Here is a 13820-nt window from a genome sequence, read left to right on the forward strand (position 1 = left end):
GCAGCCCCGGCAGACACCGGTTGAAGCCAGAAAGAGGCTGTCCCAAAAGTCATCGAATGACTGAGGGACAGCCTCTTTTTTTGGAGGGAACTTCATTGGACAGGGGACTATGGCTGGGCTGTTTTGCTGAACAACAGCGTATCAGCCTGCCGACCGGTCACCCTTTGGTCGCTGACGAAATATTCATGCCTTCGATGAAGTATTTCTGGAACAGGAAGAACAGAAGCACTACCGGCAGCAGCACAATCACCGAGCCGGCCATCAAATAATGCCACTGCGTGGTTTCGGTGCTTTTGAAAGCCTGCAGGCCGATCTGCAGGTTGAACAGTGATTCTGAGTTGATGTAGATCAGCGGTCCGGTAAAATCATTCCAGGCTCCCTGGAACGTCATGATCGCAATGGTGGCGATCACCGGCAGGGAGAGGGGCAGCATCAGCTGCCACCAGATCCGGAAATGGTTTGCCCCGTCGACCTTGCCGGCTTCGATCAGCTCGTTCGGGATGGTCATGAAGAACTGCCGGACGAGAAAAATCTGGAAAGCGCTGCCGAAAAAACCAGGCACGGTAAGCGGTAAATACGTGTTGATCCAGTGCAGCTTCGAGAACAGAATATACTGCGGAATCAAAGTCACGAAGCTCGGGATCATCATCGTGCCAAGCATGATGGAGAACAGCAGCTTCTTCCCTTTGAAGCGGATTTTGGCAAAGCCGTAAGCCACAAACGTATTGGACAAGACATGGGAGAAGACGACGATCCCGGCGAGCAGCAGGGTGTTGAGCGCATATCTCCCAAAGTGGCCTTTCTGCCAGGCGTGAACGTAGTTGTCCCAATGTACCTGCTCAGGAACAATCGTCGGCGGGTATGACATGATTTCCCGCATCGATTTCAGCGAGGTCGAGATCATCCACCACAGGGGAACCAGCATCAGGAGGCCAACCAGAGTCATGAGCAGAAACAGCAGCAGGGTGGACAGCTTGCTGCGCAGCGGCTTGGCCGGCGAGGCCTTCATCAGCGCGATTTTGCGTGCTTGCTCGCGTTCCCGGGCATATTCCCTTTTGCTGAAAGTCGCCATATTCATTACTGCTCACCTCCCTCGTAATGGACCCAGAACCTGGATAAAGTCAAATTAATGAGCGTAAGCAGCAGTACAATCAGGAACAGGAACCAGGCCATCGCCATCGCATATCCCATATCGAACACCTTGAAGGCCTTCAGGAACATGTGCAGATTGTAGAACAGCAAGGAGTTCATCGGTGCGCCGGGATCGTTGCCATAGCCCATCACGTAGCCTTCCTGAAAGATTTGAAAGCCGCCGATAAACCCGGTCACGATTTCGAAAAAGATCACCGGCGTAATCATCGGCAAGGTCACATGCCAGAACTTGCGCAGCCTCCCTGCGCCGTCAAGCTCTGCAGCCTCGTACAGCTTGTTCGGAACACCCTGCAGGCTGGCCAGATACAGCAGCATCATGCTGCCCGCTCCCCAGAGCTTCATCAGGATGATGGCGTTCTTGGTCCAGGCCGGATCGGTCAGCCAGGCCGGGCCGTCGATGCCAAGCCAGCTGAGTGCCAGATTTACAAGTCCGGCGCTCGGGGAGAGCAGCATCATCCACAGGACATAGACACCGACTCCGGACAAGACGGATGGAAGGTAAAACACGGTCCGGAAGAGCCGGATGCCCAGCATCCTCCGGTTCAGAATCACGGCCAGCAGCATCCCGGCGACCGTCTGCAGCGGTACGCTGATGGCGACAAAATAAAGCGTGTTGCGGAGAGATTTCCAGAACAGCGGATCATGATTCAGCATGGTGTCGTAGTTCTTGAATCCGATCCAGGCCATCTGTGAAGTAATGTCATAATTCGTAAAGCTCGCGTAAAGCGAGAAGAGCATGGGGCCAGCAGTAAAGAGCAGGAACCCCAGAATCCAGGGACTGACGAATACAAATCCCTGGAGTGCTTCCCGGCTGGCGAGCGACCGGCCTCTCCGGGCGGCTGCGTGCTGAGGGTGTGCCATATGCTGCACCTCTTTCTTAGAAGTAATAAGGAATAAATCGTTATGACGGATATTGCTTTATTTGCCGGACACCAGCTTCTCCACGTCAGCCTGGGCTTTGTTCAGCCCATCCTGGATGGAGGTCTGCCCCAGCATGATCGCGTCCCGCTGCGGGTTGATCAGGTTCATGTAATCCGGCGCGTTCAGCGGATTCGGCGTAAGCTTCGTATGAGCAAGGTTCTCAACGGAAGCCTTATAGACCGGATTGGACATCAGCTCGGACGAATTCGAAGCTTCTTTGTTGGCGACATTGTCGAAGTTCTTCTCGGCCCAGTAGGTTTGAGCTTCAACGTCGGTCATGTATTTCAGGAATTCCCAGGCTTCATCCGGATGTTTCGCTCCGTAAGGGATTTCGATAACGAAGCCGCCGCCGACGCTCCAGTGTCCGGCGCCTTCTTTGGTTTCAGGCAGCGGAGCTACGCCGAAGTTGATTCCGTCCCCGTAGTCGCGAATCTGTGTATAGAAGTTGGTGACGTCGGTCCAGATGGACACTCTGCCGGACAGGAACGGGTTGGCCTGCTGGCTGCCGAAATCGGCTTTGAAGGCGTCGATATTTTTCTGCCCGAGCCGTTTGGCGTTATCCAGGATATACTGCATGGCTTCGGCTTTGGCCGGCGCGTTGACGACCGGCTTGCCGCTTTCGTCGAAGAAGTTGCGGCCCCCGTCGAAGTTCAGCTGCAGCAAATTCCAGTCGGAGTTGAATTGTGGCGAATAACCGATGCGGGTGTAAGTATTGCCATGTTTCTTATCGAGCTTCTGGGCGGCCTGCTCCAGCTCATCCCACGTATCCGGGAACTTGTCCGGATCAAGGCCGGCTTCTTTAAAATCGTCCTTGTTGTAGAACATCATGCGGGTATCGGTGTTGAACGGAAGCGCATAAGGGTCGCCGTTATAAAGCACCGTATTCCACAGCTCCGGGAAAAACCGGTCCTGCACCTTGTCGCGTTCGACGTATTTGGACAGGTTCATGGCTTGATTCTTGCTGGCGCGCTGCTGGACGGTGTTGATGTCGTTCATCATGATGTCCGGCGGGTTGCCTGCCGAAACTGCGGCAAGCTCTTTGGTGAAGATGTCGGAATAAGGATAATAGCTGTGCTTCACAAAAATTTTATCCTGCGATTTATTGAAATCATCGACAAGCTTCTCAATAATCGGACGGCGGGTTTCAGAACCCCACCAGGTCCAGTAGTCGAGCACGACCCGCCCTTCGGGGCTGACGGAAGAGCCCGAGCCGGAGTTTGCAGCTGCATCAGCCTGGGCTGCGGCAGGTCCCCCCGAGGTTCCGCCTGAGCAGGCGGCGAGCAATGAAACCAGGCTGGCTACAGCGGTGAGCTGGAAGACTTTTTTTAGATGTTTGAATGACATGTGGTTAAACCCCCTCAGATGAAGTAATTATGAGACTTATTTAACCTTCCTTGCTGAATTTGCAACAATCGAATCGAAAAAAGGCAAAGGATGGCGAATGCCAAGGGATGAAAATGTTTGAGGTCATCCGTAACATCCACCTTGTGAAAAAAACCTTCATGCCCTCTTGGAAGAGGTTGAAGGTTTTTATGGGCTGTATTTTCTATTTTTCTATTATTAAATGATTTCGAGGGAGCGCAACACTTGAACATACCATTTGTTATTGCCACTGACATGAAACTTAATCTTACTCAGCATTTGCTTGATTGGACGATGTTTGCTAAATAGTATTGCTGTCTTAAGCATTGGAGCGTCGCTGTTGTCTTTCCTCATGAAAAAATAGCGTATGAATTACAATCAGCGCAACGCCGCAGCATATGCCTGTATCAGCCATATTGAAGCTCGGAAAGACGTAGCTGCCGAACGTGAACTGTAGGAAATCCGTGACCTCCCCATACAGCGCACGATCCAGAAAATTACCAAGCGCTCCGCCTAATACCATGCCGAGTCCGATCTGCAGCAGCACTTTGCCGGAATGGCGGTTTTTATGCAAATACCAAACGATGAGGGCAACTACTACCAGCGTGATGGACAGGAGTAAAACACGCTGCTCCTGTAACGAACTGAAGGCCGCTCCGCGATTGCGAACGGAAGTTAGGCTAAAGAAACGCTCTCCGATGACATGAACGGTATCTCCTACCACTAGAGTGCTCTCAATGATCTTCTTTGTGATTAAATCAACGGCAAAAACAAATAGCCCGATCCAATAATAATAGTACTTCAATTCATCGTCCTCCCTGGACTTTTGTCGACAATCGCCGCGTATTTACATTTCGTTTTAAACTTATTCTAAAGAAATTTCAAACTTCGCACCCGCTTCTCCGGCAAAAACAAGCGTGATACAGAATGGTGTCGCCTCCTTTCGCCAACGCCTGAATGCCATATTCTCCGAAGGGATAAAGATCCACACTATCCCAGCCAAGCCCAAAGTTGATGGAAGTATCCGTGTCTTTAGGCCATATGCCGTGTGCATATTCCCTTTGCTCCATGGCCGCAACCGATTCATCCGAAAGTATACCTGCTTGAGGATTGGTGAAAATTTGCGAGAAACGGACTAAATCTTCCGCAGTCGAGTAGATGCCGCCGGCACCGATGATGTTCACCGTTTCGTTTGGCAGCTGGCCTTGATAAGCCGGGAAGTAGAGACCCGCCGTTCTGGAGGAATCGATCCTGTCCTTCGGCGTCATTGTATTGGACATGCCAAGAGGCTGCGTAAAATAACGATGAAGGTAAGCAGTGAAGTCCATACCGCTGACGCGCTCCACCAATATCTCTGCCAACGTAAAACCGTCGTTGCTATAAACCGAGTAGGCGCCCGGATCAGCTTTCAGTTTCTGTTTAGCCAGCTGTTTAAGCAGCGTATCGTGGGCATAACTGTCGTTATCCTCAAACAAAAAGGCGTTGGCCACCGAAGAACTGTAAAGTCCGGAGGAATGGTTCAGCAGCATGCGCGGCGTAATTTTCTTATAGCGATCATCTTGCATCGTAAAATCAGGGATATACTGAACGACAGGAGTGTCCAGATTCAATTTTCCTTCGTCGGCTAACTTCATTACGGCGGCCGTGATGAACATTTTGCTCGCTGATCCAATGCCGTATAACGTATTTCTCGTCAGCGGTATTTTTGCCTTTTCATTACTTCGGCAAACGCTCCCGAAACGACCATTTGACCATGATCAATAAGTGCATATTGAACGCTTGTTGTATCATATTGACCGGTGAGAAGGTCGGCCTTCTCTGCCGCAGCTTTACGCGTAGCTTCACAGGATGGTGTGGCGCTTTGTTCTGCTGCCGTCGCTGCGAGGGAGCCAAGGCCGTTAATAGCAGGATAACAGACAGTATCCGAGTTTTGTTCACCATTCAGCCTCCTAAATAACGAATAGTGGATTGCCCGTGGTAGAGAAGAAGGTTTATACCTTTTTGCTAAGATAGATCCAGTAACCGAGCCCAACTAGGATAGTTAGTGAGAATAGACTCGTAATACAAATTCTAAGCAATGTATACCCGATGTCGTTCCACCCCGTGACGAGGATAATCAGAGATAAACCTGCCAAAAGAAAGGTGAACAGAAAGCTGAATAATTTAAAACCCATAAATCGCGCTCTTTCGTCTGTTCCTTCCTTTTTAACTAAAACCGATAATACGATAACCCCAAACAGCGCTATTATCGAAACGCCGTTCGTAATATTTATTAATAACTCCATGGTCATTCCTCCTCCCCTGTTTCCAACTGAAACACTTCATTAATGTCTACCCCAAAAGCCTTGGCGATTTGAAAACCTAAAATTAACGAGGGAGTAAACTTCCCTTTTTCTACTGAAATAATGGTTTGCCTGCTTACTCCGACTTTTTCAGCTAAATCTTTTTGCGTCCATTGGCATTCCGCTCTTAGAACCGGCATTCGATTTTTAAGTACAGGAAATTTGTTATCCAACTAACCACCCTCTTTTGAAGTAAGTTTTACTTTACATAAGGTAATCTATATTTTACTTAATGTCAAGTACACTTTACTATCTTCTCAATCAAACTTCTCAATCAAAAAATCATTAAAAGTTAAAATGAATAAGTCCTCCTCACGCACACAGGTTGGAATCTATTCCGTCAGGTAAGCTGCGGCTCCGCGCGAGTCAGCCTGATGGGTACCCAACAAACCGGGCAGGAGGGATCTAAATTCACAGGTACTAGTACCAGCTACTAGGATAAAGTGTTATAATGAAATCCTAAATATTGATTTGGACAAAAAAGGAGACCGCAGGGTGAACATACAAGAATGGATTGCACCTGAGATTTACAACATCTCGTCGGAAGTGGAGAAGCATCCGCCTGCCAAAACGGCACTCAAATGGCTGAGTGAAAGCGGAGAATATAAAGAGATTATGTACGGGGAGCTGGTCAGTCGGATGAACCGCCTGGCGGGTGGCTTAAAGCAGCTTGGACTGACCAAGGGAGACCGGGTATTGGTCATGGTCCCCCGGACGATCACCGCTTACCTCATTTATTTGGCTTGTCTAAAGCTCGGTCTGGCTATCATTCCTTCCTCGGAGCTGCTTCGGTCCAAAGATTTGGTCTACCGTTTGAAGCATTCGGAGGCGAAAGCCGTGCTGGTCTGGGGCCAATTTACGGGTGAAGTGAATCGGATTGACGAAGAGCTGCCTAATCTGGATTACAGGATCGCCGTTGGGGAAGAAGAGGCAGAGCCGCAGGAAGGCTGGCTGGATTTGCAGCGGTTGATGGAAGGCCAGCCGGACAGCTTTCAGGCCGAGCCGACCCGCCGCGAAGATATGGCCATTCTTGCCTATACCTCCGGAACGACAGGCAATCCCAAAGGCGTCGTGCATTCGCATGGCTGGGGATATGCCCACCTTCGCATTGCAGCGGAGAATTGGCTGGATATCCGTCAGGATGACATCGTGTGGGCCACAGCAGCGCCAAGCTGGCAGAAATGGATCTGGAGTCCGTTCTTGTCGGTGCTGGGCAGCGGGGCAACCGGATTTATTTATAACGGCTCTTTCTCGCCTAAACGTTATTTGGAGCTGCTGCAGAAATACCGGATTCAGGTCCTGTGCTGCACGCCTACTGAGTACCGGCTGATGGCCAAATCGGGCGGGCTGGAAGAATATGATCTCAGCTCGCTGCGCAGCGCGGTCTCTGCTGGCGAACCGCTTAACCGTGAAGTTATTGATATTTTTAAAAGCCAACAGGGCATTACGATTCGGGACGGCTACGGGCAGACGGAAAGCACGCTGCTGATCGGTGCGCTGAAGGATGCTCCGCTGCGTATCGGTTCGATGGGCAAAGCGCTTGCGCCGGGCCTTGTGGAAATCGTGGATGAAGAGGGACGCCTGGTTCCGCCGGGCGAGGTTGGCAATATTGCTGTCCATCAGGATATGCCGGCTTTATTCCGCGAGTATTACAAAGATCCGGACCGGAAAAAGGCCGGCATGCGCGGGGAATATTTCATTACCGGGGACCGGGCTTCCAAGGATGAAGAGGGCTATTTCTGGTTTGAAGGCCGCGGGGATGACATCATCATCAGCTCTGGCTACACGATCGGACCGTTTGAGGTAGAGGAAGCGCTGATGAAGCACCCGGCTGTTAAGGAATGCGCAGTGGTGGCGAGTCCCGACGAAATCCGCGGACATATCGTGAAAGCGTTCGTCGTATTAAGGAATGCCGAAGAGGCTTCTCCGGAGCTGGCCAGAGAGCTGCAGAACCATGTGAAGCAGACAACGGCTCCTTACAAGTATCCGCGTAAGCTTGAGTTTTGTGACGACCTGCCGAAGACAAGCTCCGGCAAGATCCGCAGAGTTGAGCTTCGTGAGCAGGAGAAGAAAGCCGCCAAGACGAATCAGTAAATACGTGCCTCCAATCAAGAGCGGGGAATGGACAAGTGAAACACCCTTCGGGGTGTTTTTTTTTTGAACTGGAATACGAACGTATATGCGCATTCTGGTGGAGGGATGCTATAATAAAGGGGTTATACCTGTGACGAAAGATTGCCCGTCTGCACTTGCAGACTGGAGAGGAGAATTCATTTGGCTGAGCCGTTAAAAAATGTATACAACAAGCCTTTTATCAGGCAGCTTGCGGACAAGCTTCATCGGGCTTATCCCCCTTTTGACACCGAAGGGTTCATTCATTCCGTGCTGGATGAGGGCTGGGAAGGTCTGGAGCTCAAAGCGAGGATGCGCAAAATTACCGAAACGCTCGGACGTTATTTGCCGTCCGCTTATCCGGAGGCCATCGCGGTTTTGTTTGCGATTGATGGGGAGTGCAGCGGATTTCCGTATTTGATTTTTCCGGATTTTGTGGAGGTGTTCGGCCAGGGAAAGGAAGATTGGGAGCTGTCGATGCAGGCGCTGGAGCGTTTTACGCCTAAATCGTCGGCCGAATTCGCCGTCAGGCCTTTTCTGCTGCGCGATCCTGAACGGACGATGAAGCAGATGCTGGCCTGGGCGGGCCATCCCGACGAACATGTGCGCCGATTGGCCAGCGAGGGCTGCCGGCCCCGGCTTCCCTGGGGCCAGGCGCTCGGCATGTTCAAGAAAGACCCGGCACCGATTCTGCCGGTGCTGGAGCGGCTGAAAGCCGATCCTTCCCTGTATGTAAGGAAGAGCGTAGCGAACAACCTGAACGACATGGCCAAAGACCACCCGGATCTTGTGATCGAGCTTGCCCGCAAATGGAGGGGAAGCGCTCCCGAGACGGATTGGATCATCCGCCATGCCTGCAGAAATCTGATCCGCAAAGCGGTTCCGGAGGTGCTGGCCCTCTTTGGATATGCAGACCCGGAGCAGGGGGAACCGCTCGCAGTCTCGGCGGAGCTGTCGGCAAACCCGGATCACGCGGCCATCGGCGGGCAATCCGAGTTGTCTTATGAGCTTCGTCTCCGGGATGGGGAAGCTGTTCATATTCGGCTCGAATATGGCGTTGATTTCGTGAAAGCCGGAGGCAGGGTCTCCCGCAAGCTGTTCCTGCTAAGTGATAAAACGGTGCCTGGCGGGACAAGGCTTGCCGGAGTCCGTACGCACCGCTGGGCAAATCTTACGACCCGCCGCCATTACCCCGGACAGCACCGGCTGGTGCTGCTGGTTAACGGGCGGGAGATCGCGCAAACGCAGGTATTACTGTCGGAATCGGAGGAATAGCCGGTTCCTGTCAGCAAGGGAGAGCGGAAGGGAGCAAAGGAGGGGATTCAGCCTTCGATGCTGGCGGAATGCGTTTTACTTCCTGCCGGTTTGGTCCGCAGCAGCAGCAAGACGGCTGCGAGCACCAGAATCAGGCAGACCCAATAGACGTTCCGGAAGCCGGCCAATTGGGTAACGGTGCCGCCGGTCAAATTGCCGGCTACCTGTCCCAGTGTAGTCGCATTTGTATATAGAATGGTGGCAAGACCGGGCAGGGTCGGCAGCAAATCCTGAAAATAACTGAGTGCGATGGCAATCACCATAGCAACAAAAGAAGCCTGAAGCAGCTGACCGGCAATAATCGGCCACAGCTCATGGGTCAGCAGAAGAATGACATGATACATGGCAGCCAGCACGCAGCCGATCATCATCATGGCCCGGCTGCCGATTTTGGCCGCCACTCCGCCAAGGCCGATCATCAAGGGGATTTCCAGTCCGGCGCATAAAGCGACAACCAAGCCGGCCTGGCTTTCCGTACCGTGCAGCTGATTGACCACAAACAAAGGAATGGTCGAGTTGTAGACGGTGTTGCAGGTATTCAGCAGAATCAGCGTAATGAACGGGAGCATAATCACTTTGCTCCGAAGTCCCATGCCGCTTTCATTTCTAGGCTCTGAAATCGGCTTGACATTGACCGCGGATTTGACGCTTTTCTTATTCTTCAGCAGGAACAGCACAAGCAGTCCAATGGTTAAGAACAGGACAGAGGTGCCCAGAAATACCCCTCTGTAGCCGACCGTAAGCAGCAGCAGACTTCCGATCAGCGGACCGATCAGGAAGCCGGCCGAGAACAGCGAGCGAAGCAGGGAGTTGGCAAAGGTCGAATCGACGGCCTCCTGGTTCTCGTTGACCGCCTCGCGCGCTGAAGCAAAAATTTGCGGCAGAGCCGGAGCGCCGAGCCCAACCAGAAAGGAAACGCTGATTAGAAGCGCCGCATAATGATGGAAGATCAGAAAGGAAGCGTATCCCATCGCCGAGCAGCAGACAGCAGCGACGATGACCGCTTTGCGGTTCATGCCGCTATCGGAAAATTTGGCGAGTATCGTATTTACAGCAACCCCGCTTAAAGCGAGAACAGCCATAAACAGGCCGTAAGCTCCTGTACTCATGCCGATAACTTTGGTGCAGTATAACGATAGATAAGGGCCTGTTACGCCGATCGAAGCGCCAAGCAGCAGCATGGCGACGACGTACAGCCCGTAGTTTTTAATTCTGAAAAGGCTCCGTATTCGATCAGTCAATGATGTTCCTCCTGCCTACTATTCATCCTGTGTGCCTATATTTGTAGTTCCAACAAACCATTCTAGCACAAGTCGGCCAGCTGCACAGCCTGAAATCCCTCATTTCACCCAGGTTCGGATGGGAGAAGAAATCGGGGGGGGGACAATGACGAACGCGCCCGCCATATGGCGGGCGCGTTTGTCTGTGCAGAAAAACGTAGGCGAGCGGATATGATTTATTTCCGTTTCGGCAGGGAAGACACATAACCGTCGGACATGCTCACCAGCTTATGAGCCTTGTCGTATTCGGTTTTGTCCTCCAGCGGTTTGTTGACGAGTTCGCCGTCCAGCTTGTAGGTCTTCCCATCATTAAAGCTGGTGCCCGGAACAAAGGCGCCCTGCTCGGTAATGAAGGAGCCGGATGGGAGATAATAACGCTGCGGCAGCACGTTTTTCGTGTGGTTAAGCAGATCTTGACCGAAGTGCACCTGATCTTTAAGCGAAACTCCGATCAGGTTGGCGATCGTCGGGTAGATGTCCGATTGACCGCCGATCTGGTCAAACACCTTCGCTCCTTGGCCGGGAACCGACATCACGAGCGGAATGTTCATCATATCCGGTACGGTGTAAGTGCGGCCGTAAATCTCCTTCATGAGATTTTTCTCTTTGCTGTTCAGAGAGTAGACCGGCAGGCCCTGATGATCGCCGTAGAGCACGATAACACTGTTATCCCAAACGCCATTCGCTTTAAGCTCCTGTATAAACTGCCCAAGCGCATAATCCGAATAGTTCTGCGCCTGAATATAGTCGCCTACGAGTGTCCCTTTAAAGCGGTCAGGCAGCTTCATTTTGAATTTCGCTTCCGGAATCCGGAACGGATGGTGGCCGGACATCGAAATGATCTGCGCATAGAAAGGTTTGCCTTCCTGCTGGAATTTGCCGAGCTCTTCAGAGGTCTTCCTGTAGAGGACCTCGTCCGAAGAACCAAACGCAACCGGATCGCTGTCGCCGAAGAAGGTGTTGTCATAATATTTTTCCCAGCCTAAAGCTTTATACAGCTCATCCCGGTTCCAGAAAATGACGTTGTTCGTGTGGAAAGTGGCCGTGCGGTAACCGTTGTTTGCGAGGGTCTTGGGCATGCTCGGCAGCACCCGGTCCGCATAAACCTCTGAAGCCGCGCCATTAGGCGGCACGTACAGGGATGTATTCACCACAAATTCGGCATCGGCCGTGTTGCCCTGTCCCACCTGCTGGAAGAAATGAGGGAAATAGAAAGTGTCCTTCACCAAAGCATTCATGTTCGGCGTAATTTCCTGGCCGTCGATCTTCAGATTGATCAGGAAATTCTGAAAAGCCTCAAGCTGAATGATAATGACATTTTTGCCTTTGGCTGCTTCCCAGTAAGCAGGCTGGCCCGGATCGGTGATTCCCTTAACCTGGGCGACCAAGTCCGGCGTTACGGTCTGCGGATCAATCTTCAGGTCCTTGGAAGGCGCAAAAGCGACGTAAGCTTCGTAGTTGATGATGCCCATGTTTTTGGCCTGCTGCAGCTCGTTCATGCCGTTTCGGAACGGTAAAATAATGACGGCGCACAGCATGAGCATCACCACCTGCCCAACGCCGAGCAGACCGCGGTTCTCCCGAAACCGGAGTCCTCTTCCGAAGGCTTTAAACCGTTTGTTGGACAGCATAAGTACAAAAAGAACCACAATATCCGTGAACACAAACAGATAGTAAGGGTCCATCAGAGAGAAGACGCTGCTGTTCACCTCCGAAACCTGATTGACCTGACGAAGCTCATGGTAGGTGACAATAACGCCAAAATATTTGTAATACATAATGACGGCAAAATAAATAATCGTCAGCACCAAATCGGTGATCAAATAAGCGCTGAGCTTGCGTTTGTAAGCATAGCTTTCCAGCAGACTGAAGATGAACCATACCGGCGGAATGCCGACCAGCAGGGACTGGATCAAGCTGCCTTCATGCCGGAAAACAACGGCCCACACCAGCACCATTTTTAGAATCATGACGATGGAGAAAAAGAAGAACGGCTTTAGCGCGATTTTCCTCCAGGATAGTTGTTTCATCAAACCTTATCGCTCCCTTAGTAAAAACTTGTTGCAACGCTTGCATTTGGACCGCCCATGCTGCCCCGAATGTCCGGTTCCTCCGCTTAAAAGGTCCGGTACACGTAAGGATCGGGCGGGGCGTCAATCGTCTTCCAGCTGTCTACCTTAAGAATAGGCAAGGTCTGTTTAAACGGCTGGTACAGCTCAGAGGTTAAGCTCCCCGTCACCTGTACCCATTGATCGTCCTGAAGGACCGTGCCCTTCGGGAACTGGACCAGCATGCCAAACACGCCGGAGTCGGCCACGCAGTGGATGAAGCCAAAACGGAACACAAAATAATTTTGCTCCCGGGTCTGCTCGCCCTTGTAAATGAAACCTTTAAAGCTGATGGTCTTGTCAGCAAACTTATCCGGGTAATTGTACAGGGACTCCAGTCCGCTGAGGTAGCTGGCGTCCGTCAGATTCAGCTGAGGCTGTTCCTCGAAACCCGCCAGTTCCTTCTTCGATACGGTCTGGTAGCCGGACTTGCCGTAGAAGACGCTTGTATCCGGCTTCAGAAACTGGTGGTAGCCCGGATTGTCGTTGGAAACATCAATCGCCGGGAAGGAGAAGCCCTTTGCTTTGACAAAGCTGGAATCCAGCGTCTCCACAGGCAGAAACAAACCTGTCGCGACGGGGAAAACAAGCACCGTATAAGTGAGCAGACGAAGGAGCCGGGAAGAACTTCCGTGCGAGTGCCCTTCATGGCTGTCGTGGACATGACTATGGTGATGGGCATGATCCTGTTCATGCTGCGCCTGCCGGTGCTCGCGTTGATGCTCATAGTGATGCTCATGGTGCAGGTAAGGCGCCTGCACGTTATAGATCCGGCTCTCCGGATGGTTTCTGTCTTCCTGCAGGGAAGGGGATGGTTTCTCTTTGCGACTGACATCCCGTTCCTTCGCATAGAAACGAACCGCTTCAAAAATAAACAAAAGGCTCAACAAAACAATAGAGCTGACCGAGAGGTAAGCGTATTTGGTGTTGATATATTTGTTTAGATCCCCGTCAAGCTGCATTTTCAGAAACACCAGAATAAATCCGGCCAAGACATAAAGCCGTACCATTCGACCGACCCCCAAATGGCCTAGTTTTTGAGTTCATTATTGTATTATCTTACAATTCAGTGGAAAAATCTATTTTTACATCCTTTAAAGAGAAGAATCCGGACCCAAAACGAAGATCTGGACGAATTATAACCTTTCCTAATGGCATCCATAAGAGGAAGCAAATTGACCGTATGGGTCTTCTATGTTACGTTCAAACGAGCGATATCATTAATTCAT

General features: G+C 51.5%; 10 protein-coding genes and 1 pseudogene. 2 read left to right on the top strand and 9 right to left on the bottom strand.

What is annotated here, in order from left to right:
• Nucleotides 1–157 precede the first annotated feature (157 nt).
• The 6 genes and pseudogenes from AWM70_RS06390 to AWM70_RS06425 all read right to left on the bottom strand — a co-directional run bounded on the left by AWM70_RS06390 (nucleotide 158) and on the right by AWM70_RS06425 (nucleotide 5917).
• Entirely contained in the window at nucleotides 158–1078 is a 921-nt protein-coding gene (locus AWM70_RS06390) for a carbohydrate ABC transporter permease (RefSeq protein WP_237167846.1), read from the bottom strand.
• A complete protein-coding gene (locus AWM70_RS06395; RefSeq protein WP_068694856.1) occupies nucleotides 1078–2013 on the bottom strand; it encodes a carbohydrate ABC transporter permease in 936 nt (311 codons plus the stop codon). The genes AWM70_RS06390 and AWM70_RS06395 overlap by 1 nt, the downstream gene beginning before the upstream one ends.
• A 57-nt stretch (nucleotides 2014–2070) precedes the next feature.
• Entirely contained in the window at nucleotides 2071–3417 is a 1347-nt protein-coding gene (locus AWM70_RS06400) for an ABC transporter substrate-binding protein (protein ID WP_068694857.1), read from the bottom strand.
• A 337-nt stretch (nucleotides 3418–3754) separates the two neighbouring features.
• Complete coding sequence (lspA, locus tag AWM70_RS06405) at nucleotides 3755–4240, bottom strand: signal peptidase II (RefSeq protein ID WP_068694858.1); 486 nt, start codon at nucleotides 4238–4240, stop codon at nucleotides 3755–3757.
• Nucleotides 4241–4349: 109 nt separating this feature from the next.
• Nucleotides 4350–5376: pseudogene (locus AWM70_RS06410) on the bottom strand (serine hydrolase domain-containing protein); the annotation flags it as partial.
• Between the two features lie 346 nt (nucleotides 5377–5722).
• Complete coding sequence (locus AWM70_RS06425; protein WP_083180535.1) at nucleotides 5723–5917, bottom strand: helix-turn-helix transcriptional regulator; 195 nt, start codon at nucleotides 5915–5917, stop codon at nucleotides 5723–5725.
• Nucleotides 5918–6272: 355 nt separating this feature from the next.
• Between AWM70_RS06425 and AWM70_RS06430 the strand changes: the two genes are divergently transcribed.
• Both AWM70_RS06430 and AWM70_RS06435 read left to right on the top strand, forming a co-directional pair.
• Complete coding sequence (locus AWM70_RS06430) at nucleotides 6273–7871, top strand: acetate--CoA ligase (RefSeq protein ID WP_068694863.1); 1599 nt, start codon at nucleotides 6273–6275, stop codon at nucleotides 7869–7871.
• Between the two features lie 180 nt (nucleotides 7872–8051).
• A complete protein-coding gene (locus tag AWM70_RS06435; protein ID WP_068694864.1) occupies nucleotides 8052–9164 on the top strand; it encodes a DNA alkylation repair protein in 1113 nt (370 codons plus the stop codon).
• 47 nt (nucleotides 9165–9211) lie between these two features.
• On the opposite strand, the gene AWM70_RS06440 is transcribed toward AWM70_RS06435, so the two are convergent.
• From AWM70_RS06440 to AWM70_RS06450, 3 genes are all read right to left on the bottom strand, one after another.
• Nucleotides 9212–10444, bottom strand: coding sequence for a sugar efflux transporter (locus AWM70_RS06440; protein ID WP_083180145.1), 1233 nt, complete (start codon nucleotides 10442–10444; stop codon nucleotides 9212–9214).
• Between the two features lie 215 nt (nucleotides 10445–10659).
• Nucleotides 10660–12513 carry an LTA synthase family protein gene (locus tag AWM70_RS06445; protein ID WP_068694865.1) on the bottom strand — a complete coding sequence of 618 codons (1854 nt, stop codon included), beginning with the start codon at nucleotides 12511–12513 and terminating at the stop codon, nucleotides 10660–10662.
• 86 nt (nucleotides 12514–12599) lie between these two features.
• Nucleotides 12600–13601 (bottom strand): TIGR03943 family putative permease subunit, encoded by a 1002-nt coding sequence (locus AWM70_RS06450; RefSeq protein ID WP_068694866.1) that lies wholly within the window; start codon nucleotides 13599–13601, stop codon nucleotides 12600–12602.
• Nucleotides 13602–13820: the final 219 nt, after the last annotated feature.

Source organism: Paenibacillus yonginensis (genome assembly GCF_001685395.1).
In the GTDB taxonomy this organism is placed as follows: domain Bacteria; phylum Bacillota; class Bacilli; order Paenibacillales; family Paenibacillaceae; genus Fontibacillus; species Fontibacillus yonginensis.

Bases quoted from the DNA above. Each gene is read 5' to 3' on its own strand.
- AWM70_RS06425 (WP_083180535.1), bottom strand. From the start codon at position 5,917: ATGCCGGTTCTAAGAGCGGAATGCCAATGGACGCAAAAAGATTTAGCT.
- AWM70_RS06390 (WP_237167846.1), bottom strand. From the start codon at position 1,078: ATGAATATGGCGACTTTCAGCAAAAGGGAATATGCCCGGGAACGCGAG.
- AWM70_RS06395 (WP_068694856.1), bottom strand. From the start codon at position 2,013: ATGGCACACCCTCAGCACGCAGCCGCCCGGAGAGGCCGGTCGCTCGCC.
- AWM70_RS06400 (WP_068694857.1), bottom strand. From the start codon at position 3,417: ATGTCATTCAAACATCTAAAAAAAGTCTTCCAGCTCACCGCTGTAGCC.
- AWM70_RS06445 (WP_068694865.1), bottom strand. From the start codon at position 12,513: ATGAAACAACTATCCTGGAGGAAAATCGCGCTAAAGCCGTTCTTCTTT.
- AWM70_RS06450 (WP_068694866.1), bottom strand. From the start codon at position 13,601: ATGGTACGGCTTTATGTCTTGGCCGGATTTATTCTGGTGTTTCTGAAA.